This is a genomic window from Streptomyces sp. NPDC002156, assembly GCF_053593675.1.
Window position 1 is genome coordinate 87,948 of the sequence record NZ_JBSFDA010000007.1, and the last position, 24,090, is coordinate 112,037.

General features: G+C 69.6%; 27 protein-coding genes and 1 tRNA gene. 10 read left to right on the plus strand and 18 right to left on the minus strand.

Annotated elements, in window-relative coordinates:
- Positions 1 to 807, minus strand: a complete 807-nt coding sequence (locus ACWCRB_RS05640; RefSeq protein WP_450994805.1) for an ABC transporter permease — start codon at positions 805 to 807, stop codon at positions 1 to 3.
- 218 nt (positions 808 to 1,025) lie between these two features.
- On the opposite strand from ACWCRB_RS05640, the gene ACWCRB_RS05645 reads away from it, so the two are divergent.
- Positions 1,026 to 3,479, plus strand: a complete 2,454-nt coding sequence (locus ACWCRB_RS05645; RefSeq protein WP_450994806.1) for a transglycosylase domain-containing protein — start codon at positions 1,026 to 1,028, stop codon at positions 3,477 to 3,479.
- Between the two features lie 76 nt (positions 3,480 to 3,555).
- Here ACWCRB_RS05645 and ACWCRB_RS05650 read toward each other — a convergent pair whose 3' ends face one another.
- Positions 3,556 to 3,912 (minus strand): GroES family chaperonin, encoded by a 357-nt coding sequence (locus tag ACWCRB_RS05650; RefSeq protein WP_369033459.1) that lies wholly within the window; start codon positions 3,910 to 3,912, stop codon positions 3,556 to 3,558.
- Between the two features lie 21 nt (positions 3,913 to 3,933).
- Positions 3,934 to 4,263: a DUF3618 domain-containing protein gene (locus ACWCRB_RS05655; protein WP_450994807.1), complete on the minus strand. Its 330-nt coding sequence runs from the start codon at positions 4,261 to 4,263 to the stop codon at positions 3,934 to 3,936.
- Between the two features lie 170 nt (positions 4,264 to 4,433).
- Here ACWCRB_RS05655 and bcp point away from each other — a divergent pair, with 170 nt between their 5' ends.
- The 4 genes from bcp (at position 4,434) to ACWCRB_RS05675 (ending at position 8,072) form a co-directional block, all read left to right on the plus strand.
- On the plus strand, positions 4,434 to 4,901 hold the full coding sequence (gene bcp, locus ACWCRB_RS05660) for a thioredoxin-dependent thiol peroxidase (protein ID WP_450994808.1): 468 nt from the start codon (positions 4,434 to 4,436) through the stop codon (positions 4,899 to 4,901).
- Between the two features lie 73 nt (positions 4,902 to 4,974).
- Positions 4,975 to 6,174, plus strand: a complete 1,200-nt coding sequence (locus ACWCRB_RS05665; protein ID WP_450994809.1) for an AAA family ATPase — start codon at positions 4,975 to 4,977, stop codon at positions 6,172 to 6,174.
- Positions 6,171 to 7,856 carry a VWA domain-containing protein gene (locus tag ACWCRB_RS05670; RefSeq protein ID WP_450994854.1) on the plus strand — a complete coding sequence of 562 codons (1,686 nt, stop codon included), beginning with the start codon at positions 6,171 to 6,173 and terminating at the stop codon, positions 7,854 to 7,856. The genes ACWCRB_RS05665 and ACWCRB_RS05670 overlap by 4 nt, the downstream gene beginning before the upstream one ends.
- Positions 7,857 to 7,987: 131 nt before the next feature.
- A tRNA-Leu gene (locus tag ACWCRB_RS05675) sits at positions 7,988 to 8,072 on the plus strand.
- Between the two features lie 44 nt (positions 8,073 to 8,116).
- Here ACWCRB_RS05675 and rdgB read toward each other — a convergent pair.
- The 4 genes from rdgB to ACWCRB_RS05695 form a co-directional block, all read right to left on the minus strand.
- On the minus strand, positions 8,117 to 8,719 hold the full coding sequence (gene rdgB, locus ACWCRB_RS05680; RefSeq protein WP_450994810.1) for an RdgB/HAM1 family non-canonical purine NTP pyrophosphatase: 603 nt from the start codon (positions 8,717 to 8,719) through the stop codon (positions 8,117 to 8,119).
- A gap of 61 nt (positions 8,720 to 8,780) precedes the next feature.
- Entirely contained in the window at positions 8,781 to 9,134 is a 354-nt protein-coding gene (locus ACWCRB_RS05685) for a hypothetical protein (RefSeq protein ID WP_450994811.1), read from the minus strand.
- 231 nt (positions 9,135 to 9,365) lie between these two features.
- Positions 9,366 to 10,103 (minus strand): ribonuclease PH, encoded by a 738-nt coding sequence (gene rph / locus ACWCRB_RS05690; RefSeq protein ID WP_450994812.1) that lies wholly within the window; start codon positions 10,101 to 10,103, stop codon positions 9,366 to 9,368.
- Between the two features lie 136 nt (positions 10,104 to 10,239).
- A complete protein-coding gene (locus ACWCRB_RS05695) occupies positions 10,240 to 10,569 on the minus strand; it encodes a glucose PTS transporter subunit EIIB (protein ID WP_450994813.1) in 330 nt (109 codons plus the stop codon).
- 128 nt (positions 10,570 to 10,697) lie between these two features.
- Here ACWCRB_RS05695 and ACWCRB_RS05700 point away from each other — a divergent pair, with 128 nt between their 5' ends.
- A complete protein-coding gene (locus ACWCRB_RS05700; protein WP_450994814.1) occupies positions 10,698 to 12,002 on the plus strand; it encodes a PTS transporter subunit EIIC in 1,305 nt (434 codons plus the stop codon).
- Positions 12,003 to 12,089: 87 nt separating this feature from the next.
- Here ACWCRB_RS05700 and ACWCRB_RS05705 read toward each other — a convergent pair whose 3' ends face one another.
- The gene (locus tag ACWCRB_RS05705; RefSeq protein ID WP_450994815.1) at positions 12,090 to 12,842 is read right to left on the minus strand and encodes an MBL fold metallo-hydrolase; all 753 of its coding nucleotides are present in this window, start codon (positions 12,840 to 12,842) and stop codon (positions 12,090 to 12,092) included.
- A gap of 205 nt (positions 12,843 to 13,047) precedes the next feature.
- Here ACWCRB_RS05705 and ACWCRB_RS05710 point away from each other — a divergent pair, with 205 nt between their 5' ends.
- The gene (locus tag ACWCRB_RS05710; RefSeq protein ID WP_450994816.1) at positions 13,048 to 13,515 is read left to right on the plus strand and encodes a type II toxin-antitoxin system PemK/MazF family toxin; all 468 of its coding nucleotides are present in this window, start codon (positions 13,048 to 13,050) and stop codon (positions 13,513 to 13,515) included.
- A gap of 57 nt (positions 13,516 to 13,572) precedes the next feature.
- Here the strand turns inward: ACWCRB_RS05710 and ACWCRB_RS05715 are convergent, their stop codons facing one another.
- The 7 genes from ACWCRB_RS05715 to clpS all read right to left on the minus strand — a co-directional run bounded on the left by ACWCRB_RS05715 (position 13,573) and on the right by clpS (position 18,342).
- Entirely contained in the window at positions 13,573 to 14,523 is a 951-nt protein-coding gene (locus ACWCRB_RS05715) for a PLP-dependent cysteine synthase family protein (RefSeq protein ID WP_450994817.1), read from the minus strand.
- A gap of 16 nt (positions 14,524 to 14,539) precedes the next feature.
- On the minus strand, positions 14,540 to 14,818 hold the full coding sequence (locus ACWCRB_RS05720; protein ID WP_235478314.1) for a MoaD/ThiS family protein: 279 nt from the start codon (positions 14,816 to 14,818) through the stop codon (positions 14,540 to 14,542).
- Positions 14,819 to 14,942: 124 nt separating this feature from the next.
- Positions 14,943 to 15,041 (minus strand): putative leader peptide, encoded by a 99-nt coding sequence (locus ACWCRB_RS05725; RefSeq protein ID WP_450994818.1) that lies wholly within the window; start codon positions 15,039 to 15,041, stop codon positions 14,943 to 14,945.
- Positions 15,042 to 15,120: 79 nt separating this feature from the next.
- Complete coding sequence (locus tag ACWCRB_RS05730) at positions 15,121 to 15,543, minus strand: Mov34/MPN/PAD-1 family protein (RefSeq protein WP_450994819.1); 423 nt, start codon at positions 15,541 to 15,543, stop codon at positions 15,121 to 15,123.
- Between the two features lie 184 nt (positions 15,544 to 15,727).
- The gene (locus ACWCRB_RS05735) at positions 15,728 to 17,137 is read right to left on the minus strand and encodes an amino acid permease (RefSeq protein ID WP_450994820.1); all 1,410 of its coding nucleotides are present in this window, start codon (positions 17,135 to 17,137) and stop codon (positions 15,728 to 15,730) included.
- Between the two features lie 230 nt (positions 17,138 to 17,367).
- The gene (locus tag ACWCRB_RS05740; RefSeq protein ID WP_450994821.1) at positions 17,368 to 17,973 is read right to left on the minus strand and encodes a DUF2017 domain-containing protein; all 606 of its coding nucleotides are present in this window, start codon (positions 17,971 to 17,973) and stop codon (positions 17,368 to 17,370) included.
- A 60-nt stretch (positions 17,974 to 18,033) separates the two neighbouring features.
- Positions 18,034 to 18,342, minus strand: coding sequence for an ATP-dependent Clp protease adapter ClpS (clpS, locus tag ACWCRB_RS05745; protein WP_053741646.1), 309 nt, complete (start codon positions 18,340 to 18,342; stop codon positions 18,034 to 18,036).
- Between the two features lie 87 nt (positions 18,343 to 18,429).
- Between clpS and ACWCRB_RS05750 the strand changes: the two genes are divergently transcribed.
- The 3 genes from ACWCRB_RS05750 to ACWCRB_RS05760 all read left to right on the plus strand — a co-directional run bounded on the left by ACWCRB_RS05750 (position 18,430) and on the right by ACWCRB_RS05760 (position 21,836).
- The gene (locus ACWCRB_RS05750; RefSeq protein ID WP_450994822.1) at positions 18,430 to 19,770 is read left to right on the plus strand and encodes a nicotinate phosphoribosyltransferase; all 1,341 of its coding nucleotides are present in this window, start codon (positions 18,430 to 18,432) and stop codon (positions 19,768 to 19,770) included.
- 164 nt (positions 19,771 to 19,934) lie between these two features.
- The gene (locus ACWCRB_RS05755) at positions 19,935 to 20,519 is read left to right on the plus strand and encodes a nicotinamidase (protein WP_450994823.1); all 585 of its coding nucleotides are present in this window, start codon (positions 19,935 to 19,937) and stop codon (positions 20,517 to 20,519) included.
- Between the two features lie 270 nt (positions 20,520 to 20,789).
- Positions 20,790 to 21,836, plus strand: coding sequence for a glycoside hydrolase family 6 protein (locus ACWCRB_RS05760; protein WP_450994855.1), 1,047 nt, complete (start codon positions 20,790 to 20,792; stop codon positions 21,834 to 21,836).
- A 28-nt stretch (positions 21,837 to 21,864) separates the two neighbouring features.
- Here the strand turns inward: ACWCRB_RS05760 and ACWCRB_RS05765 are convergent, their stop codons facing one another.
- From ACWCRB_RS05765 to ACWCRB_RS05775, 3 genes are all read right to left on the minus strand, one after another.
- A complete protein-coding gene (locus tag ACWCRB_RS05765; RefSeq protein ID WP_450994824.1) occupies positions 21,865 to 22,338 on the minus strand; it encodes a GNAT family N-acetyltransferase in 474 nt (157 codons plus the stop codon).
- Positions 22,339 to 22,382: 44 nt separating this feature from the next.
- Positions 22,383 to 22,835 (minus strand): RidA family protein, encoded by a 453-nt coding sequence (locus ACWCRB_RS05770; protein WP_450994825.1) that lies wholly within the window; start codon positions 22,833 to 22,835, stop codon positions 22,383 to 22,385.
- A gap of 194 nt (positions 22,836 to 23,029) precedes the next feature.
- Positions 23,030 to 24,025 (minus strand): GNAT family N-acetyltransferase, encoded by a 996-nt coding sequence (locus ACWCRB_RS05775; protein WP_450994826.1) that lies wholly within the window; start codon positions 24,023 to 24,025, stop codon positions 23,030 to 23,032.
- Positions 24,026 to 24,090 lie beyond the last annotated feature (65 nt).

Below are 24,090 nucleotides of genomic sequence, written 5' to 3' on the forward strand. Positions count from 1 at the left end.
TCACCCACCCTGAACCACCACCCTCCGAGTAGCCGCCGCCTGCAGCACACGCCCCGCCGCCAGCAGCGCCACCGCCCATCCGGCCTGGAAGGCGTACGTACTCACCGCGTCCGCCTCCCCCAGCAGGATGTCCGCGGGCGCCTGGATCAGCGCCGCCCAGGGCAGGGCCCGGATCACCTCGCCCAGCAGCCCGGGGAAGACGTTCAGCGGGAGCACCATGCCCGAGCAGAAGACTCCCGCGAGCCATGCCATCTGGATGATGCCCGCACCGTCGAGAAGCCAGAACGCGGCCAGCGCCAGCAGGAACCGGAACGAGTAGCTGACCACCATCCCCAGCGCGACCGCGACCAGGAACTGCAGCCAGGTCAGCGCGGACGCCGGGAACGCCAGATCGAAGGCCCACGCGCCGAACGCGACCGGGATCACACCCCGGCCCAGCAGATGGAACAGGGCCCGGCCCATGTCCTGGGCCAGCCACCACAGCTGGAGGTCGGCCGGCCGGTAGAGGTCGATCGCGATGTCACCCGTACGGATACGCTCGATCAGCTCCTCCTCGAAGCCCGCGCCCATCACGCACATCGTCATCAGCAGCGCCTGGCCCAGCCACACGAAGGTGAGGGCCTGGGACTGGTCGTACCCGCCGAGGTGCGGCCGCTCGTCCCACAGGGCGATGTAGGTGTAGGCCAGGATCACGCCGAAGACGGTGTTGGTGAACACCCCCGCGAGCGTGGCCGCACGATAGGTGGCATACCGTCGGAAACCCCCCGCCGCGACGGCCGCGTACAACCGCCAAGAACCCACCGACACCAGCCCTCTCCCCCGTATCCGCCCCGTATACGGACCGAAACGCAAGAGCCTAGTCCGCACCCTTCCCCGCCCGCCACGCGTTTTCAGGCAGGACGCGTACCGAGGTCAGGGAACTGATCGCGTGTTGCGGCAGTCTTCAAGAGGGGGCGTAAGAGACGTTTGAACGCGTGAGAGGTCGTACGGGAACGTACGACGCGAAACAGGAGTCCGTGCACGACATGAGCGACCAGCCAGAGCCGCAGCAGCCGACGCAGGGCTGGACACCGAGAGAACCCGAAGTGGCGGAGGACGGGGCGCCCGAGAACGCCGGGAAGGCCGAGAAGGTCAAGAAGCCGAAGCGGCCCCGGCGCACCGGATGGCGTCGGCTGGTGCCGACCTGGCGGTTCGTGCTGGGCACGTTCGTGCTCGGGATCCTGCTGGTCGTCGGCCTGTTCGCGTTCGGCTACTACGCGGTGCACATCCCGGCGGCGAACGCGGCGGCCACCAAGCAGAGCAACGTCTACCTCTACGCCGACGGCAGCCAGCTCGCCCGCGACGGCGAGGTCAACCGGGAGAACGTGCCGCTGTCGCAGATCTCCAAGGCCGCCCAGCACGCCGTACTGGCCGCCGAGGACCGCGACTTCTACACCGAGTCGGCGGTCGACCCGAAGGCGATGCTGCGCGCCGCCTGGAACACGGTGACCGGCAAGGGCAAGCAGTCCGGGTCGACGATCACCCAGCAGTACGTGAAGAACTACTACCTCGCGCAGGAGCAGACCGTCACCCGCAAGGTGAAGGAGTTCTTCATCTCGATCAAGCTGGACCAGGTGAAGACCAAGGACCAGATCCTTGAGGGCTACCTCAACACCAGCTACGCCGGCCGCAACTCGTACGGCCTGCAGGCCGCCGCCCAGGCCTACTACGGCATCGACGCCATCGACCTGACGGCCGGCCAGGGCGCCTACCTCGCCGCGCTGCTGAACGCGCCGAGCGAGTACGACGTGATCGCCCACCCCGAGAACCGGCCGGCCGCGCTCGCCCGCTGGAACTACGTCCTCGACGGCATGGTCAAGAAGGGCTGGCTGACGGAGGCCGAGCGCAAGGCCACCACCTTCCCCGAGCCGAAGCAGTCGATCGTCTCGACGGGCATGTCCGGCCAGCGCGGCTATCTGGTCAAGGCGGTCGACGACTACCTCTTCGACAACAAGATCCTCACCGAGGACGAGCTCCAGGCCGGCGGCTACCGCATCACGACCACCCTGCAGAAGCCCAAGCAGGACGCCTTCGTGAAGGCGGTCAACGACCAGGTGATGAAGAAGCTCGACAAGAAGAACAACAAGGTCGACAACTACGTCCGCGCGGGCGGTGTCGCCATCGACCCGGCGACCGGCAAGGTCCTCGCGATGTACGGCGGCATCGACTACACCAAGCAGTACGTCAACAACGCGACCCGCCGTGACTACCAGGACGGGTCCACGTTCAAGCCGTTCGTGTTCACCGCGGCCGTCGAGAACGGCTCGGTGACCCAGGACGGCCAGACGATCACCCCGAACACGTACTACGACGGCACCAACGAGCGCCCGGTCCAGGGCTGGGACGGCGACGAGTACTCCCCCGAGAACGAGGACCAGGTCTCGTACGGCAACATCACGGTCCGTACGGCCACGGACAAGTCCGTCAACTCGGTGTACGCGCAGCTGGCGGTGGACGTAGGCCCCGCGAAGGTCAAGCAGACGGCCATCGACCTGGGCCTCCCCTCCGACACGCCCGAGCTGAACCCGTACCCGTCCATCGCGCTCGGTACGTCGACGGCCAGTGTCCTCGACATGGCGGAGGCGTACGCCACGCTCGCGAACCACGGCAAGCACGGCACGTACACGATCATCGAGAAGATCACCAAGGACGGCGAGGCCGGGTCGGTCACCCTCCCGAAGCAGAAGACGAAGCAGGTGGTGTCGCGGGAGGCCGCCGACACGACCACCTCGGTCCTGCAGAGCGTGGTGGAGAGCGGTACGGCGACGGCGGCACTGGAGGCCGACCGCCCGGCGGCGGGCAAGACCGGCACCGCCGAGGAGGACACGGCCGCCTGGTTCGCCGGCTACACCCCCGACCTGGCGACGGTCGTCTCGGTGATGGGCCAGGACCCGAACACAGGCAAGCACAAGTCCCTCTACGGCGCGATGGGCCTCGACCGCATCAACGGCGGCGGCGCCCCCGCCGAGATCTGGGCCCAGTTCACGAAGGCCGCCCTGAAGGGCAAGAAGGCGAAGGAGTTCGACCTCCAGCTCCAGGAGGGCGCCGAGGAACAGCAGGCCCCGCCCGCCGACACCCGGCCCGACCCCGGCACGGACGCCGGCCAGGACAACGGCGGCACCACGGACGGCGGCCAGGAGACCCCGGGCGCGACAACCGGCGCCAGCCCGACACCCGGCGGCACGACGACGGACGGGACCACCACCACCGGCGGCACGACGACGACCGGCGGGACGACGGACACCGGCGGAACCACCACGACCGGCGGTACGACGGACACGGGCGGCACGACGACGGACGGCGGAACGACCGACACCGGCGGCACGACGACCGACGGCGGCACCACCGACACCGGCGGCACGACGGACACGGGCGGGAACACGGGAGGGACGACGCCAGGGGTGGCGACGGGCGCGCTGACCACGTCGAGAAGGGACTGACGACAGAGGGGCTGACGAGAGAGGGGCTGGTGACGATGGTCACCAGCCCCAAATACGTACGGCAGACAGCGCTGATTTACAGGTACAGGCCGGTCGAGTCCTCGGAGCCCTCGAAGCGGTCGGCGGCGACGGCATGCAGATCACGCTCGCGCATCAGCACGTAGGCGACGCCGCGCACCTCGACCTCGGCGAGGTCCTCCGGGTCGTACAGGACGCGGTCGCCCGGCTCGACCGTCCGTACGTTCTGCCCGACCGCGACGACCTCCGCCCAGGCCAGCCGACGGCCGACGGCCGCGGTGGCGGGAATCAGGATGCCGCCACCGGAACGCCGCTCGCCCTCGCTGGTGTCCTGCCGCACGAGCACCCGGTCGTGCAGCATCCGGATGGGCAGCTTGTCGTGATGGGTGCTCTGCTCATTGCTTTTGGCGCTCACACTCCGAACCTACCTGCCTCGTCAGCCCTTGCGCCGCCGGGTTCCCAGAGCGAGCAGCCCGACCAGCCCCACGGCGACGAGGGCGACGGGCACGATCCGCTCCAGCCGGGGCGCCCCGTCCTCACGGACGAACCGTCCCTTGACGTCCCCGACGACGCGGTTGACGCCGACGTAGGCACGCCCAAGGGTGTGATCGATGTTGGCCGCGACCTTGGCCTTGGCATCGCCGACGATCGTCTTCGGGTGCACCCGCACCCCGATCTCGTCGAGCGTCTCGGCCAGCGTCTCGCGACGGCGCTTGATGTCCGCCTCGATCTGCACCGGGGTTCTGCTGTCCGAGGTGTCCGCCACCGTACGCCCTCCGAAGTCCGCTGATGCGTTGATGCACTAATGCCCTGCTCCGGACAGTCTGTCAGCTCCGCTCGGGACCGCACTGTCAGCACCCCCGGATAGGCTCGGTCCCGCGCCCTTCACAGGCGCGCGTGGACACACAGCACAGGACGTACGAGGAGAGCAGACGGATGAGCGAGCGACTCCAGCCCGGGGATGTGGCCCCCGCCTTCACCCTGCCCGACGCCGACGGCAACGAGGTGTCGCTGGCCGACCACAAGGGCCGCAAGGTCATCGTCTACTTCTACCCGGCCGCCCTGACCCCCGGCTGCACCAAGCAGGCCTGCGACTTCACGGACAACCTCGACCTCCTGGCCGGCGCGGGGTACGACGTCATCGGTATCTCCCCCGACAAGCCGGAGAAGCTGGCGAAGTTCCGCGAGAAGGAGGACCTGAAGGTCACCCTCCTCGGCGACACGGACAAGACGGTCCTGCAGGCGTACGGCGCCTTCGGCGAAAAGATGAACTACGGCAAGACGTACGTCGGAGTCATCCGCTCCACGATCATCGTGGACGAGGAGGGCAAGGTGGAACGGGCCCTGTACAACGTACGGGCGACGGGCCACGTGGCGAAGATCATCAAGGACCTGGGCGTCTGAGACGCCGCTCCCGGTGAACGTCGTACGGCGATCATCGTCATCCCGACAGGGCGTCGCAGGCTAGGAGTTGAATGTGGACTCGCAGGACCCGCAGGACACTGCCAAGAGGCTGCGGGCGATCAGCGACGAGCTGTCGGACCGTTTCTACGAGCGGGCCGACGTAGTACGCACACTGGTGGTGACGCTCCTGGCCGGGCAGCACTCGTTGGTGCTCGGCCCGCCCGGAACGGCGAAGTCCGAGATGGCCCGGGAACTCACGGGCCGCATCGAGGGCGCGGCCTACTGGGAGATCCTCCTGTCGAAGTTCACCGCGCCGACGAGGATGTTCGGCCCCATCGACGTCGCCGCACTGGCCCGGGGTGAGTACCGCCAGGTCTACGACGGCCGCGCCACCACCGCGCACGTCGCGTTCATCGACGAGATCTTCAAGTGCTCCACGGCGGCGCTGAACGAGACGCTGGGCTACCTCAACGAGCGGATCTACCACCCCGAGAGCGGTGGCGAGCCGATCCGCTGCCCCCTGATCGGGGCCATCACGGCGAGCAACGAACTGCCGAGCGGAGAGGACACGGCCGCGATCTACGACCGGCTGCTGGTCCGGATCGAGGTCGGATACCTGGAAGACCCCTCGAACTTCGCCGCGCTGGTCCGCTCGGCCGTCAGCCGCCCGGCGGCACCGGCACGGACCACCATCGAGCTGGCCGCGCTGCAGCACGCCGTCACGGAAGCCGTCCCGGCCGTGGACGTCCCCGACCTGATCGTGGACGCGGTGTGCACACTGCGCGCCGCCCTGCGCCGCAAGGAACTCGTCGCCTCCGACCGCCGCTGGCGGCAGGCGGTGGGCCTGCTCCAGGCGTCCGCGTACCTCGACGGCCGCCCGTCGGTCGCCGAGACCGACCTGTCGGTGCTGACCCACGTGCTGTGGGACTCGCCCACGGAACGCCCGACCGTCGAGCGGGAGGTGCTGCACCTGGTCAACCCCGACGCCAAGGAGGCCCTCGACCTGGCCGACGTCATCGAGGAACTGGAGGCCCAGCTCGACGCCATGGCCGGGCAGTCCCGCGAGGCGCTGAGCGAGTGGGTCATCAAGAAGGCCCACAACCAGCTCGCCCTGGCGGGGAAGCGGCTGGAGAAGCTGCGCCAGGAGGCGGCGAGCGCCGGCCGCTCCACCGCCGCCATCGACCGGGTCACCGGCCGCCAACGCGCCGTCCGCGCCCGCGTCCTCACCGAGGCCCTCGGCGTCGACGCGAGCATGGTGCAGGCCCAGCTCTGAACACCCCACACAAGCCGGCGAGCCCGGCCGGGACCGGACCGGGCCTGTCCGCCACCGCCACCGCCGCTCCCGAGCGGCACACCGCGGCCGTGGTCGCGGACCGGTTCGACCGGATCACCTGGCGCGACACCTACGAGCAGTCGGCCGGACTGCGCGACCTGGCCGAGGAACTGCACAGACGCCACGACCACACCACCGACCTCCTGACCGACGTGTTCCTCGCCGCCTACAAGGTCGGGCCGCGACTGCGCGAGCGCACGGAAATGGGCCCCTCCCGGCTGGTCAACCACCAGATCATCACCTCGCTGATGGAGTCACCGGAGTTCGCCGGACTGCACCGGGAGACGGTCGGCGACCCCTACGCCGCCGCCATGGCCGTACTCGCCCAGGCGGCGGCGCTGCGCCGCATGCTGGAACGGACCCGGGACGCCCAGGAACAGGCCGAGCGGGCCGAGCAGACGGAGCAGGCCCAGCGGGCCGCCGAAGACGCGGCAACCACCGCGAGCGAGGCACTCCAGCAGGCAGCCGAAGGGACGACGGACGGGGCGGTGGCCGGGGCGGCAGACGGGGTGGCGGACGGGGCCGCTGAGGAGGGCACCGTGTCGACCCCGGCCACCGTCACCGCCGTACGCCAGGCGATCAAGACCGCCGAGGCAGCAGAGGCAGCCGAGGCCGCCGCACGGCAGGTCGCCCAAGCCGCGGCGCAGGCCCTCGCGGCGGCGGCGCCCGGTGTCCGGGCCGCCGCGCGGAACGCGACGGCGCAGGCCGCCGAGGCCGTGCGGGAGGAGGCCGCGCTGATGCGGGCGTGGGGCGTCGCTCCGGGCAGGCTGGAGCGGATGCCGTTCGACGAGCGTGCCCGGCTCGCCGAGCGGCTGCGCACCGGCCGGCTCGCCGAATGGGCCGAACTGATCGGCCGTTTCCGGCAGATGGCCGCGGGTGAGCGTGCCCGCAAGGTGGAGAACACCACCGGCGAACTGGTCGGCGTGACGCTCGGCGACGACCTCTCTCGCGTGATCCCCTCCGAGCTGGCCAACCTCGGCCTGCCCGAGCTGCGTGCGGTGTTCGCCGTGCGCTACGCCGCCGGGGAGCTGATGCTCTACGACAGCCAGGGCGAGCAGGCCACCGGCCAGGGCGCCGTCATCGCGTGCGTGGACACCTCGCACTCCATGTACGAGGCGGGGCCCGGCGGAGTCACCCGGGAGGCGTGGGCAAAGGCATGCGCCCTGGCGCTGCTGGACCAGGCCCGCGAGGCGGGGCGTGATTTCGTCGGCATCCTGTTCTCCGCCCCTGGCAAGATCCAGATCTTCCGCTTCCCGGCCGACCAGCCCGCGGAGATCCCCCAGGTACTCGACTTCGCGGAGACCTTCCTAGGCGGCGGAACCAGCTACCAGACACCACTCTCGGCGGCCGGGAAGCTGCTGGAGGAGGAGTTCAACGACACGGCCCGCACGCGCGGCGACATCGTGATGATCACCGACGACGACTGCGGGGTCACCGAGGAGTGGATGCGCGGCTGGAACGACGCCAAACACCGCCTGGGCTTCCGCGTCTTCGGCGTGGCCGTCGGCACCCCCCGCGTCGCCGAAGCCGACTCGGTCCTCGAGTCCCTGTGCGACAACCTCCGCACCATCGAGGACCTCACGGACGTCCACACGGCGGCCGACCTCTTCCGCGTGATCTGACCCGGCCTCCAACGCCCGTGAGTGGCTGGGCCACCCCACCTGGTGCCGCAAAAGGGGAGGGTGCCTCTCGCGGGGTGATGTGTTCGCCCCGTAAACTAGGTGCTACCGGTTGAACGTAATGACCGTTTTGGGCGGCCGTGTCGTAATTGGCAGCCGAGCTGGGTTTAGGTCCCAGTGGGTTAATCACCCGTGTGGGTTCGAGTCCCACCGGCCGCACACGCAAAGAGGGGCCGCCCACCGGGCGGCCCCTCTCCCGTTCGTCAGCCCAACAACTCCCGAACCACCGGCACCAACCCCCGAAACGCCTGCCCCCGATGGCTGATCGCGTTCTTCTCCGCGGCCGTCAGCTGCGCGCACGTCCGGGTGTCGCCCTCCGGCTGGAGGATGGGGTCGTAGCCGAAGCCGCCCGTGCCCTCCGGGGTGTGGCGGAGGACGCCCCGCAACTGCCCCTCGACCACCCTCTCCGTGCCGTCCGGCAGCGCCAACGCCGCCGCGCACGCGAAGTGGGCGCCCCGGTGTTCGTCCGCGATGTCCGACAGCTGGGCGAGCAGTAGTTCCAGGTTCGCTCGATCGTCCCCATGCCGTCCCGACCAGCGCGCCGAGAAGATGCCCGGCGCGCCGTTCAGGACGTCCACGCACAGGCCCGAGTCGTCGGCCACCGCCGGGAGGCCTGTTGCCTGGGCCAGGGCGTGGGCCTTGAGCAGGGCGTTCTCCGCGAACGTGATGCCCGTTTCTTTGACGTCGGGGATCTCCGGGTAGGTGTCCGCGCCGACCAGGTCCATGGGGAGGGCCGCGTCGGCGAGGATCTGCCTCAGCTCGGTGATCTTTCCGGCGTTACGGGTGGCGAGGATCAGGCGTGTCATGGCGTCCAGTATCCCGGCAGCACCGGGCTCGCCTGCGACTCGTTTACGACGACTCGGACAACTACGACGTGCAGACCTTTGTCAGTTCTCCCGCCGCGTCCGTCACGCCGCTGATGTCCGGGGTCTCGTCGCCGTTCTTGATGGCCGTCTGGACGTTGTTCACAGCCGTGTTGAGGTCGTCGACCGCCTTGTTGACGTCGGCGTTGTCCGTCTTGTCGCCGATGTCGCTGAGGTTCTTGTCGATCGAGTCCAGGGCCTCGGACGCCTGCGTCGGGTCGTTCGCCGCGTTCTCCACCGCCTGCTGGAGGTCGGAGACGCTGGTGGCGATGGCATCGGCGGTCTGGACGCAGTCCAGGGCCTTGTTGACGGCGTCGCAGCCGGTGGTGAGCCCGGCGGTCAGCGCGACGGCTGCCACCGTGGCGGCAATGGCGGTGGCACGGCGCCCTCGTCCAAGTCCTCGTCCAAGTCCTCGTCCGAGTCCTCGGGCGTTTCGGAGTCGGCGGCTTACGGGCATCGTTGGGGTTCCCTCCGTTGGTTTGTCGGGCGTACGGCGGCATGCCGTACGCCCACGTTCCTGCGTATCCCTGGAGACGCGCTGGATCAGGTGTGCGGTTGCCCGCCACCGCCACCCTATTTGGTCTGCCCTTTACCTTTCCAGGGCCTCGTCCAGCGCCTTGCGCTGGAGTGCCGCCAGGTCCGTGCAGCCGGCGACCGCGAGGTCGAGGAGGGAGTTCAACTCCTCGCGGGCGAAGGGCTCCGCCTCCGCCGTGCCCTGGACCTCGACGAAGCGGCCGTCGCCGGTGCAGACGACGTTCATGTCCGTCTCCGCGCGGACGTCCTCCTCGTAGCAGAGGTCGAGGAGGGGGACTCCGCCGACGATGCCCACTGACACCGCGCTCACCGTGCCGGTGAGGGGCTGGCGGTTGGCCCTGATCAGCTTCTTGGCCTGGGCCCAGGCGATCGCGTCGGCCAGGGCGACGTACGCGCCGGTGATGGCCGCCGTACGCGTGCCGCCGTCGGCCTGGAGGACGTCGCAGTCGAGGACGATCGTGTTCTCGCCGAGCGCCTTGTAGTCGATGACCGCGCGCAGGGAGCGGCCGATCAGGCGGCTGATCTCGTGCGTACGGCCGCCGATCTTGCCGCGGACGGACTCGCGGTCACCGCGGGTGTTCGTGGCGCGCGGGAGCATCGAGTATTCGGCGGTGACCCAGCCCTCGCCGCTGCCCTTGCGCCAGCGCGGGACGCCCTCGGTGACGGAGGCGGTGCAGAAGACCTTCGTGTCGCCGAAGGAGACGAGGACAGAGCCCTCGGCGTGCTTGCTCCACCCGCGTTCGATGGTGGCGGGGCGGAGCTGTTCGGGGGTGCGGCCGTCGATACGTGACATGGCGACGAGCCTAGCCGTAACGGCGGAAGGGGCCCTTCCCGTCAGCGGGAAAGGGCCCCTCAAGGGTGAACATCCGTACCAGGTACGGGGGTTCGGGGGTACGGAGGTTCGGGGTACGGGGGTTCGGACCCGGGAGTTACATCATGTCCTCGATGTCCGCCGCGATCGGGTCGGCGTCCGTGCCGATGACGACCTGGATCGCGGTGCCCATCTTGACGACGCCGTGGGCGCCGGCGGCCTTCAGGGCCGCGTCGTCGACCAGTGCGGGGTCGGCGACCTCGCAGCGGAGGCGGGTGATACAGCCCTCGACCTCTTCGATGTTGTCGATGCCGCCGAGTCCGGCAACGATCTTCTCAGCCTTGGTGGACATGTCCTTCTCCCTGGTCCGAGCCACTTTGTCGCAGTAACCCACAGTTGACCGATCTTCGCGAACGGTCTGCGGACGGTACGCGCACTGTCCGCGCATCGTTCGTCGACTGGTCTACACCAGTCTGAATCCGTTGTGAAATCGAGGGTTCCTTATGCGTCCTTCACCGTGCTACAACATGGTCTACACCACTGAGTGGTGTAGACCATGTACCCGTTGGAGGAAGTATGAGCACCACCACGGCGACGGCGACCCCCGCGAAGAAAAGGGGATCCGGCCTGTTCCAGGGCCTGCAGAAGGTCGGCCGCAGCTTGCAGCTCCCGATCGCCGTGCTTCCGGCGGCGGGGCTCCTGCTCCGCCTCGGACAGGCGGACTCGCAGGAGAGATTCCACATCCCCGCCGATGTGGCGAAGGTGTTCGCCGGGGCCGGTGGCGCCCTGCTGGACAGTTCCTTCGGTCTGCCCCTGCTGTTCTGTATAGGTGTGGCGATCGGCTTCGCGAAGAAGTCCGACGGCTCGACGGCGCTGGCCGCCGTGGTCGGGTTCCTGAGCTACTACGCGGTGATCCACCAGTACCCGATCAAGGACGGCCACGAGGGCGCCACCTACACGGCGACCGGGCTGGGCGGCGGCTTCTGGCAGAAGGGCAACGAGGCCGCGCAGGCCGCGAGCTTCCAGAACCCGGGCGTGCTCGGCGGCATCATCCTCGGCCTCCTGACTGCGGTGCTCTGGCAGCGGTACCACCGCAAGCAGCTCGTCGACTGGCTCGGCTTCTTCAACGGCCGCCGTCTCGTGCCGATCATCACGGCCGCCCTCGGTACCGTGCTCGGTGTCCTGGTGGTCCTGGGCTGGCAGCCCATCGGTGACGTCATCACCGACTTCGGCGAGTGGATGACCGGCCTGGGCTCCTTCGGCGCCGCTCTCTTCGGCCTCATCAACCGCGCGCTGATCCCGATCGGCATGCACCAGTTCGTGAACTCGGTGGCCTGGTTCCAGATCGGCGACTTCACCAACTCCGCGGGCACGGTCTTCCACGGCGACCTGCCGCGCTTCTTCGGCGGCGACCCGTCCGCCGGAATGTTCATGACCGGCTTCTTCCCGATCATGATGTTCGGTCTGCCGGCCGCCGCCCTCGCGATCGCGCACTCCGCCCGCCCCGAGCGCCGCAAGGCCGTGATGGGCATGATGCTGTCGATGGCCCTGACCTCGTTCGTCACGGGTGTCACCGAGCCGATCGAGTTCACCTTCATGTTCATCGCCCCGGTGCTGTACGCCATCCACGCGGTCCTCACCGCGATCTCGATGGCCGTGACCTGGGCCCTGGGCATGCACATGGGCTTCAGCTTCTCGGCCGGCTTCATCGACGTCTTCATCAACTGGGGCATCTCCACCAAGCCCTGGCTGCTGATCCCCGTCGGCCTGGTCTTCGGCGCGATCTACTACGTCGTCTTCCGCTTCGCCATCACCAAGTTCAACCTCCCCACCCCCGGCCGCGAGCCCGAGGAAGAGGTCGAGGACCTCACCAAGGCGTGAGCCACCCGTAAGGACACCCGTACGGCACATGACGAGGGCCCCGGAACCGACACGGTTCCGGGGCCCTCGTCGTGCCGCGTCAAAGACTCAGATCTCGTACGACGCCCTCGGCATCGCCAGTTCCACCGGTCCCCTGAACACCTCGCGTGCGTCGGCCAGGTTGACCTGCGGGTCGGTCCACGGGGGGATGTGGGTCAGTACGAGCTTGCGCGCGCCCGCGCGGTTCGCCGTCTCGCCCGCCTCGCGGCCGTTGAGGTGCAGGTCCGGGATGTTCTCCTTGCCGTGCGTGAACGCTGCCTCGCAGAGGAACAGGTCGGTGTTCGAGGCGAGTTGGACCAGCGCTTCGCTGACGCCGGTGTCCCCGGAGTACGTCATTGACTTCCCGGCGTGCTCGACCCGGATGCCGTACGCCTCCACGGGGTGGCGGACCCGCTCGGTGTGGACGGTGAACGGGCCGATGTCGAACGTGCTCGGCTTGACCGTGTGGAAGTCGAAGACCTCGCTCATGGAGGAGGCGGTCGGGGTGTCGGCGTACGCCGTGGTCAGGCGGTGTTCGGTGCCCTCGGGGCCGTAGACCGGGATCGGGTCGCAGCGGCCGCCGTCGTGGCGGTAGTACCGTGCGACAAAATACGCGCACATGTCGATGCAGTGGTCGGCGTGCAGATGGCTGAGAAAGATGGCGTCGAGGTCGTAAAGACCAACATGGCGCTGCAACTCTCCAAGGGCACCGTTGCCCATGTCGAGAAGCAGCCGGAAGCCGTCGGCCTCTACGAGGTAGCTCGAACAGGCCGATTCCGCGGACGGGAACGACCCCGAGCAGCCGACGACGGTGAGCTTCATAAAGCAGAAACCTCCGCTGGCGGGGAGCATCAAAACAAACGTGACGGGGTTCTTGCGGTCCGTCGAGCGTAAGGCGCAAAACCTCCCGTCGCTCCTCCGCCAAGGGCTGTTGTGGGCGAACTCACCTGTGCTGTCACCGGTTCGGCTGGACCTGGAGTGCCGGTAGCGCGGGCGGGTCGGGGGGTGCGCCGGTACCGTCTTCCGTATGGACACGTCATGGTGGCTCGCCCTGGCGGCCGTCGTGCTGCTCGCGCTGGTCGCGGCGCTGGTGGACGGCTGGGGGCGCGGGCATCGGCCCCGGAGCCGCGGGGGCAGGCCGCCGGGACGGGCGGAGGCGCCGGAGCGGCAGCGGGGACGGTCCGTACGGCCCCGGCCTGCGGAGATCTGGTGGGCGAACGTGCCCTACGAGGACGGTCCCGGGGGCAAGGACCGGCCGTGCCTGGTGCTCGCGGTGCACGGGCGGCACGCGACCGTCGCGAAGATCACCAGCAAGTACCACGACGAGCGGCCCGGGGTGATCCCGATGCCGCCGGGTGCGGTGGGCGACGCCCAGGGCCGGCCGAGCTTCCTGGAGACGGACGAGCTGCGTGACCTGCCCGTGTGGGAGTTCCGGCGGCGGGTGGGGGTGGTGGACCCGGCCCTGTGGGACCAGGTCCGACACCTCGCCACGTGAACCACGGGGAATCACGAGGAACCGCGAAAAACCACCGGACTTCGGCCGGTTAGGGCCTTACGCCCAGAGCTGGCCCTGCAGAGTCTCGATGGCTTCCTCTGTCGTGGCAGCCGTGTAGACGCCTGTCGAGAGGTATTTCCAGCCACCGTCGGCGACCACGAAGACGATGTCCGCGCTCTCGCCCGCCTTGACGGCCTTGTTGCCGACGCCGACCGCGGCGTGCAGCGCGGCGCCGGTGGAGACGCCCGCGAAGATGCCCTCCTGCTGGAGGAGTTCACGGGTACGGGTGACCGCGTCCGCCGAGCCGACGGAGAAGCGGGTCGTCAGTACGGAGGCGTCGTACAGCTCCGGTACGAAGCCCTCGTCGAGGTTGCGCAGGCCGTACACCAGGTCGTCGTAGCGCGGCTCGGCGGCGACGATCTTGACGTCCGGCTTGTGCTCGCGGAGGTAGCGGCCGACGCCCATGAGGGTGCCGGTGGTGCCGAGGCCCGCGACGAAGTGGGTGATGGAGGGGAGGTCGGTGAGGATCTCCGGGCCGGTGGTGGCGTAGTGGGCGCCCGCGTTGTCCGGGTTGCCGTACTGGTAGAGCATGACCCAGTCCGGGTGCTCGGCGGCCAGCTCCTTGGCGACGCGTACGGCGGTGTTGGAGCCGCCTGCCGCCGGGCTCGGGATGATCTCGGCGCCCCACATGGCGAGCAGCTCGCGGCGTTCCTGCGAGGTGTTCTCGGGCATCACGCAGACCATGCGGTAGCCCTTGAGCTTCGCCGCCATGGCGAGCGAGATGCCGGTGTTGCCGGAGGTGGGCTCCAGGATGGTGCAGCCGGGGGTGAGCCGGCCGTCCTTCTCGGCCTGCTCGACCATGTGCAGGGCGGGGCGGTCCTTGACCGAGCCGGTGGGGTTGCGGTCCTCCAGCTTCGCCCAGATCCGTACGTCGGTGGACGGCGACAGCCGCGGCAGGCGCACCAGGGGGGTGTTGCCTACCGCGGCCAGCGGCGAGTCGTAGCGCATGGGTGCCAGGGGCCTGTCAGGCCATGCCGCCGGCCACGGCCGGCAGGATCGTCACGGTGTCGCCGTCGGCGAGCTTGGTGTTGATGCCGTCGAGGAAGCGGACGTCCTCGTCGTTGAGGTAGACGTTGACGAAGCGGCGCAGCTTGCCGTCGTCCACGATGCGGGCCTGGACTCCCGCGTGCCGGGTCTCGAGGTCGGCGAACAGCTCGGCGAGGGTCTCCCCGGCACCGGGGACGGCCTTCTCGCCGTCGGTGTAGGTGCGGAGGATGGTCGGGATGCGGACCTCGATGGCCATGGCTCGGGGCTCCTGTCGGGAGTGGTAGGTCGATGGGCGCGCGGCGGCGCGAAAAGCATTCTTCAGCGGGTCATGCGTGTGTGAGGCGCCGCGGCTCACGGCCGTACGGCAGCAGGGGGCAGCATCAACAGATGGCGCTGGCCAGCCTGCACAGGTCGACGTGCAGCCGCGCCACGAGCAGCGGGGTGCTCGGCGTCTTCTCGCTCACGTCGTAGGGAACCATGGGCTCATCGTATCGATTCCCGGTCCGGATCCCGGAGGGTCGTCCCGCATTCTGGACATTTTCGGGCCGTCAGGTGAGATCAGTACGTTTCTACGACGTTGACCTCTTCCTCTGTGACGACGCCCTCGAGGATTCGGAAGGAGCGGAACTGGAAGTCGCCGGCGCCGTCCGTGTCGCGGGTCGAGACGAGGACGTAGTGGGCCTGGGGTTCGTGAGCGTAGGAGATGTCGGTGCGGGACGGGTAGGCCTCGGTCATGGTGTGGGAGTGGTAGACGATCACCGCCTCCTCGTCGCGGTCCCACATCTCGTCGTGCACCTTCTTGTGCTCGCCGCTGTCGAACTCGTAGAACGTCGGCGAACCGGCCGCGTTCAGCATCGGGATGAAGCGCTCGGGGCGGTCCGAGCCCTCGGGGCCGGCGATGACGCCGCATGCCTCGTCGGGGTGGTCCTTGCGGGCGTGGGCGACGATCTGGTCGACGAGGGCCTGGTTGATGGTCAGCATGTTCGTCAGGATAAGCAACGGTGAGAGGCGTGTGGGCAGTCCCGTACCGAGGGGTGGTACGGGACTGCCCACATGTCGGGATGTCTTCGGTTGTTCGTTTGCTGCCGGGCCGGTGGGGGCTTGTCGCGCAGTTCCCCGCGCCCCTGTCGGGGCGCCGGCGCGCGCCCGATCCCGTCCGGACCGGTCAGCTGCGCGCCGCCACCTGCGGGTTGCGGGACTTGAGGACTGCCCAGCCGACACCCAAGGCGGCGGCCCAGCCCGCCATCACGTACAGGCAGACGCGGGAGTCGGCGTCGTACGCGATGAGGGCCGTGACGAAGAGGAGGAAGGCGATGGCGATCCAGCTGCAGACCGAGCCGCCCGGGGCCGGGAAGGAGGAGGCGGGGAGGCGGCCGGCGACCACGCCGCGGCGGTAGAGGACGTGGCTGATCAGGATCATCAGCCAGGTCCAGATGCCGGCGGCGGTGGCGACCGACATGACGTAGCCGAAGGCCTTTTCCGGGACGACGTAGTTGAGGACGACGCCGATGCCCATGAAGGCGACGGAGATGGCGATGCCGAAGGCCGGGGTCTTCGTCGTCGACAGCTTGCTGAAGACCTTGGGAGCCTCGCCGTTGTCCGCGAGGGTACGGAGCATGCGGCCCGTCGAGTACATGCCCGAGTTGCAGGAGGACAGGGCGGCGGTGAGGACTACGAAGTTGACGATTCCCGCGCCCGCCGGGATGCCGATCTTCGCGAACGCCTCGACGAACGGGCTGACGCCCGGGGCGAACTCGGTCCACTTCACGACACAGAGGATGACCGTGAGGGCGCCGACGTAGAAGAGGGCGATGCGCCACGGGAGGGTGTTGATGGCCTTGGGGAGGGTTTTTTCGGGGTTCTCGGACTCGCCCGCCGTGACGCCGACCAGCTCGACCGCGAGGTAGGCGAACATCACGCCCTGGAGGGTCATCAGGGACGAGCCGACGCCCTTGGGGAAGAAGCCGTCGAAGGCCCAGAGGTTGGAGACGGCGGCCGTGTCACCGGCGGAGCTGAAGCCGAAGGTGAGGACGCCGAGGCCGATCACGATCATGCCGATGAGGGCGGTGACCTTGACCATCGAGAACCAGAACTCCAGTTCGCCGAAGACCTTCACGGAGATCAGGTTCACGCCGAAGAGGATCACCAGGAAGACCAGGGCCGTCACCCACCGGGGGACGCCGGGGGCCCAGTAGTTGACGTAGATCGCGGCGGCCGTCAGCTCGGCCATGCCGGTGACCACCCACATCAGCCAGTACGTCCAGCCGGTGAAGTAGCCGAAGAACGGGCCGAGGAACTCCCGTGAGTACTCGGCGAAGGAGCCGGAGACCGGGCGGTAGAGGAGCAGTTCGCCCAGCGCCCGCATGATGAAGAAGACGATCACGCCGGCGAGGGCGTACATGAAGATGAGGCTGGGGCCGGCCTTGGCGATGTTCGCCCCGGCGCCCAGGAAGAGGCCGACGCCGATGGCGCCGCCGATCGCGATCATCTGGACCTGGCGGCTGCCGAGTCCGCGCTCGTATCCCTCTTCGGCCGCTGCGGGCGCTTCGGATGCTTCGGGCGCTTGGGACGTCATGCGTGGTGAACCTTTCTTCCCGGCCCCCCGGACTGATGCAGCGTGAAGATCTATCACGGCCGCACCGCTGATCACCGGGGCGAGTTGTGGGGCACACCACAGGAAGAAGGGGTCAAACGGAGCACGGAAGGGACACAGTCGACGGCAGCGGTAACGTGATCGTTATCCGGATTTGAGCGTCCGCTGAGCGAACACGGAACCGTCACACAACGGGAGATTCCCGTCCCGTCTCATGGCATGAGTGTGGAGACGAGCGTCTCCTGCAAGCCGCCCAGCCACAGATACGCCATCACCATCGGCTTACGGGGGTCCTCGTCCGGCAGCCGGTAGAGGAGGTCGGTGTCCTCCTCGTCGACGACGTCCAGCCGGGAGCCGATCGCCAGGCGCAGGTCGTTGAGCGTGCCCAGCCACTGCTGGGACTCCTCATGGGTCAGCTTGAGCACCGCGCCACCGTCACCGGGCGGCGTCAGCGAGTCCAGTGAGCGGATCACCGCGAGGGCGCTCTCGCGCTTGCCGGTGCGCAGGTCGTTCTCGGTGAACCGGCGGAACTCGGCGGCGCACTCCTTCTCCTCCTGGGCCTGCTCGGGGGAGGACGGTACGTCGACGGGGTCGCCGTAGGCGTCCGGGAACAGGCGCCTGAGGACCGGGTCGGAGGGCGGCTCGCTCGGGCCCTCGGCGAACAGCTCGGCGAGCGGGTCGTCGGGGGCGTCCTCGGCGGGGCCGGGGCCGATCAGCTCCAGGAGCTGGACGGCCAGCGACCGGATGATGGAGATCTCGACGTCGTCGAGCGCGACGGCCGCGCCGCCGCCGGGGAGCGGTTCGAAGTGTCCTGGCATGGAGTGAGTTCGCTACTTCCGGTCCTGCGCGCGGGTCGGGTTGCTTCGGGCCACGTCGGGCTACTTCCGGTCCTGCTGGAGGGTGGCCCACAGACCGTAGCCGTGCATGGCCTGCACGTCGCGTTCCATCTCCTCGCGGCTGCCGCTGGAGACAACGGCCCGGCCTTTGTGGTGGACGTCCTTCATGAGCTTGGTGGCCTTGTCCTTCGGATAGCCGAAGTACGTCTGGAAGACGTACGTCACATAGCTCATGAGGTTGACCGGGTCGTTGTGGACGATGGTGACCCAGGGGACGTCGGGCTCGGGTACGGCGAAGGTCTCCTCCGCCGACTCGGTGCGTTCGATCTCTACGGGAGCGGGTGACGTCACATGCCCATGCTGCCACCAGAAGGGGGTCCCCGGCCAAACGGACCCGGAAATCGTCAAAGTGACGAGATGGGGGTAGCATCCAGCATTATGAACACAGCGGACCTCGGGCTGCCGGTGGATGTTCCCTCTACGGCGCTCTTCACGGATCACTACGAGCTGACCATGCTCCAGGCCGCCCTGAAGGCGGGCACCGCCGACCGGCGGTCCGTCTTCGAGGTCTTCACCCGGCGACTGCCGGAGGGCCGCCGCTACGGCGTCGTCGCGGGCACCGGGCGGGTGCTCGACGCGGTGGAGAACTTCCGCTTCGACCCGGACGTCCTCGGCTTCCTGCGCGAGCGCGGGATCGTCAACGAGGAGACCCTGCAGTGGCTGGCCTCGTACCGGTTCGACGGGGACATCTGGGGCTATCCCGAGGGCGAGGTCTACTTCCCGGGCTCGCCGATCCTCCGGGTCGAGGGCTCCTTCGCGGAGTGCGTGCTGCTGGAGACGGTGATCCTCTCGATCCTCAACCACGACTCCGCGATCGCTGCGGCGGCCTCCCGGATGGCCTCGGCCGCCGGTGACCGCCCGCTGATCGAGATGGGCGCCCGGCGCACCCACGAGCTGGCCGCGGTCGCCGCCTCCCGGGCCGCGTACGTCGGGGGCTTCACGACCACGTCCGACCTGGCCGCCGGTTTCCGCTACGGCATCCCGACCGTCGGGACCAGCGCCCACGCGTTCACCCTGCTCCACGACCGCGAGCGGGACGCCTTCCAGGCCCAGGTGGACTCGCTGGGCCGGAACACGACGCTGCTGGTGGACACGTACGACGTCGCCGAGGCGGTACGGGCGGCGGTGGAGGTCGCCGGGCCCGAGCTGGGCGCGGTGCGCATCGACTCCGGGGACCTGCTGCTGGTCGCGCACCGGGTACGGCAGCAGCTGGACGCGCTCGGCGCGGAGCGGACGCGGATCGTCGTCACGTCGGACCTCGACGAGTACGCGATCGCCTCGCTGACGGCGGCACCCGTGGACGCGTACGGGGTCGGTACGCAGCTGGTGACGGGTTCCGGCCACCCGACCTGCTCTATGGTCTACAAGTTGGTGGCCCGCGCGGAGTCGGCGGACCCGAAGGCTCCGCTCGTCCCGGTGGCGAAGAAGGCGAGCGGCGGCAAGACGTCGATCGGGGGCCGGAAGTGGGCGGCCCGGCGGCTCGACCGGGACGGGATCGCGGAGGCCGAGGTGATCGGTACGGGACCGGTGCCCGGGGAGCTGGCGGACCGGCAGCTGCTGGTCGAGCTGGTGAAGGGCGGCGAGGTCGTCGCCCGCGAGCCGCTGGACGTCGTACGGGACCGGCATGCCACCGCGCGCGCCAACCTGCCGCTGTCGGCGACCCAGCTGTCGCGCGGGGAGGCGGTCATTCCGACGGAGTACGTCCAGTTGCCCGCCTGACCCCCGGTACGACCCCCGGTCCACAGGGGCAACGGGCGTCCACGTGCGCCGGTTGCCCCGAATGCCCCCTCCCGAAGCGGTCCTCGGGCCTCTAGGCTCGGTAGTTCACATATTCACACTGGCCGGGCCCGCACCCCTCCACACCAGTCGAAGGAAGACCGACCATGCGCCGCGCCCTGATCGTCGTCGATGTGCAGAACGACTTCTGCGAGGGAGGCAGTCTCGCGGTGGCCGGGGGTGCCGACGTTGCCGCCGCGATCACCGAGCTGATCGGGCAGGCCCCCGCCGGATACCGCCACGTCGTGGCGACCCGCGACCACCACATCGCCCCCGGCGGCCACTTCGCCGACAACCCCGACTTCCGGCACTCCTGGCCCGCGCACTGTGTGGCCGGCACGGAGGGGGTCGGGTTCCACCCGAACTTCGCGCCGGCGGTCGCCTCCGGTGCGATCGACGCGGTGTTCGACAAGGGGGCGTACGCGGCGGCGTACAGCGGCTTCGAGGGCGCCGACGAGAACGGGGTCACGCTGGCGGAGTGGCTGCGGGCGCGCGAGATCGACGAGGTGGATGTGGTCGGCATCGCGACCGACCACTGCGTGCGGGCGACGGCCCTGGACGCGGCTCGTGAGGGCTTCCGCACACAGGTGCTGCTCGACCTCACGGCGGGCGTCGCCGAGGAGACGACGGAGCGAGCGCTGGAGGAGCTCCGCGGGGCGGGCGTGGAGCTGTCGGGCAAGCCGGTGGTGTAGCCCGGTTTCTTCGCCCCCGCCGCCCCTACCCGTCCCATCCCTGGGGGCTGCCGCCCCCAGACCCCCCTTGTCGCGCTGAACGCGCTCGTCCTCAAACGCCGGACGGGCTGGATGGCCCGGCCGGGGGTGGGGCGCCGGTGGGGTGATCTTGGGGCGGCTCGGTGGGGCCGTGTGCGGTGCGGGGCGGCGGTGACCGCAGACTCCGGGGAGGTCGGATCGTCGTTGCCGCGGGGCCCGTCGGCGACGGGAACGGAGTCGCCGGTGCCCGGGATGCGTAGATCGCTCAGGTCGACCACCTTGCCTAGGTGGTTGCCGAGGGCTTGTGTCGTCGTGCTGCTTGTGGGGGGTTGCAGTGTGGGCGGGCTGGGGGAGAGGAGCGCCCGGCTGCCGGGGACGGCTGGTGCCGGGGAGCGTGGGGGTGGGGGTGAGGGGGCGGTGTTCGAGCTGCTCTGGGTGGATCCCCGGTCGCGTGCCGCGCGGCAGGCCGTCGCGTGGCGGGCGGTGGGGCGGGACGCGGACGCCGCGCTGATGGACCGGATCGCGAGCCGTCCCCAGGCCGAGTGGGTGACCGGGGCGAGCCCCAGGGTCACCGCCCAGACGGTCACCACGGCCGCCGCGCGCGCCGGGCGGACGGCCGTGCTGGTGGCGTACGACATCCCGGGCCGGGACTGCGGCCAGTACTCGGGCGGCGGTGCCCTGACCGAGCCGAACTACCGCGCCTGGGTCGACGAGTTCGCGGCCGGGCTCGGTGACCGGGGCGCGTATGTGATCGTCGAACCGGATGCCGTCGCCCAGGTGGTCGCGGGCTGCGCCCAGGTCGTGGCGGCGGACCGGTTCGCGCTGCTCGCGTACGCCGTCGAGCGGATCAAACGGCAGCCGAACGCGCGCGTGTACCTCGACGCGGGCAACTCCGGCTGGATCCCGGAGCCGCCGCGGCTGGGCGAGGCGTTGCGGGCAGCGGGCGTGGGACAGGCCGACGGGTTCGCCCTGAACGTCTCCAACTTCCGCACCGACGCGGACAGCCAGGCCTACGGCGACGCCCTGTCGAAGGCCCTCGGCGGCAAGCACTACGTCGTGGACACCAGCCGCAACGGCAACGGCCCCTACACGGACACCACGGACGCGGAGTCGTGGTGCAATCCGCCGGGGCGGGCCCTGGGAACACCGCCCACGACGGTCACCGGCCATCCGCGACTCGACGCCCGCCTGTGGATCAAACGGCCGGGCGAGTCCGACGGCACCTGCCGGAGCGGCCCGGCGGCCGGCCAGTGGTGGCCGTCGTACGCCCTCGAACTCGCCCGCAACGCACGGCCGTGAGCCCGGGTTTGGCCGCGCCCGGGGCGTGTCACGGCTGCCACGCGTACCGCACATCCGGCTCGCGCTCCTCGTTCCCGCTGCCGTCCGTGTGCTCGACGGCGACGAAGCCGTGCCGTTCGTAGAAGCGGTGGGCGGGCTTGTTGACCTGGAAGGTCCACAGGGTCAGTCCGCCCGGGCTGCGCTCTTTCGCGAGGGCGACGAAATGGTCACCGATGCCGCGCCCACGCCAGTCCGGGAGCAGATACAGCTGGACCACCTCGCCACCGGCGAGCACCATCACGCCGACGATCCCACCCCCGGACGACACCTCCGCGACCCATGTCTCGCGGTGCGGCACCACCACGTCCCGGAAGTAGTCACGGACCTCGCTGTCGGACCGCGGCCAGGCAACGGTCGGCAGAGCGGCAGCTCTGGACCGCAGCAGCACATCGGCCGCGGCGTCGGCATCCCCGGCCACGGCACGGCGGAGGGTGATCTTCGGGGCGGGGGACGAGGTGGTCACGGGGGCGGAGCCTGTCAGAAGGGCTGTACGGAATGCACCTCGATTTACGGGATCACAGGGTCGGCAGGCTTCAAAGCCGCCCCCGAGTCTGCTTCCGGCTCCGGGACGGCGGCCGTCGCTGTGATCTCCACCAACTGCCCCGGGTAACCGAGGCAGGCCACTCCGATCAGGGTGGACGAGTGAGGTCCGGCAGACAGGGCGGACGCCTCGACGGCCGCCCAGACGGCGGACAGAACCTCGGGCTCGCGGCTTACGACATACACGTCGGTCGACAGGACATGTGCGAAGTCGGAGCCCACCGCTCGGAGTTGCTCGCCCAGGTTGGCGATCACCTGCTCTGCCTGCCGCACGGGATCGCCCACGCCGACGATCCGCCCCTGCGCGTCCAGTGGCACGGAGCCGGCGAGAAACGCGAGACGAGTGCCCGCCTCGACGACGGAGGCGTGGGAGTAGGTGGGCGGCGGGAACAGACCGGGGACGGTGACGCGCTTGAGCATGGCGGGCCCCTCGAGAAGGAGTGGGAGTGGGAGGCGGAACGGTGGATCGTAGGGCAGGCGCGCGGGTCGTCTGCAGAACAATCTCCTGATCATGCGGAGTGCCGGGTGGCTGGCGCACCCGGATTTCCGTTGAGGGCGCGCCGTTGTGGTCGAACAGCGGTCGCTGTTCGGCCCGTCCGCGTCGCGGGTGCGTGTCAGTCGTGGCGAGAACGGGACGACGGGTCGTACAGGCCCGTCAGTCGCCAGCCGTCGTCGCGTGCCACCCCCTCGAAGATCTCGATCTTCCGTGCCAGCCCCTCCGGGTCGCCGATGTCGCACCACCGGCCCGCCAGCGCCTTGGCCCATTCCTCCTCTCCCCTCACCAACGGCAGTCCGCGCACGGCGAGATGCAGCGCGAGCGTCGACCGCGCGTAGTACCGGACGGAGTCCAGCTCCTCGCGCATGCGGGCGTACTGCTCCGTCTCCCGCAGTCGCAGCCGCCCGTCGACGGCATCGGCGACGAGCAGCGGGACCATGGCTCCAGGCGTGCGCGAGTCCTGGGCGCCCCCGTCCGGTTCTGTCACCAGGAACGTCAACTCGCCCCCGTTCTCCCTGACTTCGTACCGGGGCAGATACGACAGCCGGGCGAGCCCGAGCGCGTGCTTCCACGACGTCACCCACAGGCCCCGGTTGAGGTAGTAGCGGACGCTCCGCTGCCAGGTCCAGCAGGTGTCGAGGCGGAAGCCGTTCAGGTTCTCGGCGCGGCACGCCTCGTACACCGTGTCGAGCGTCGACGAGGCGAGGCCGCGTCGCCGGGCGACGGGATGGACGTACAGCGACGAGACGCGCAGTGAGCCCACGCCGCTCGGCCAGGTGTCGACGGCGATGGTGCCGAGCGGCCCCCTCGGCCGCCCGAGCCCGCGAGCAGCACGGCCGCCGTGATCGTCCTCCGCCATGTCCCAGATCCAGTACCTCCTGCTGTAGTCGTCGTTGTGTTCGTACTCGCGTCCGGACGCCCCCAGCCGGACGCGTAACCGCTTCTCGTGCGAGGTCGTGAGCGAGTCCGGGTCGGTGCACTCGCCGAGGGCGCCCTCGGCGAGTGAGACCAGGTCCCAGCGGCCGAACCGGTGTCCTTCGGCCTGCCCGACCGGGCGCAGGCCGGGGCAGGACGAGAGGAGTTCGTGCACGCGCAGGGCGAGATCATCTTCCATGGGCGGAGCGTATGGACGTGGGTGGTGTGCCCGTCCGGTCCGGGAAGGGATCTCTCGGGTGGGTT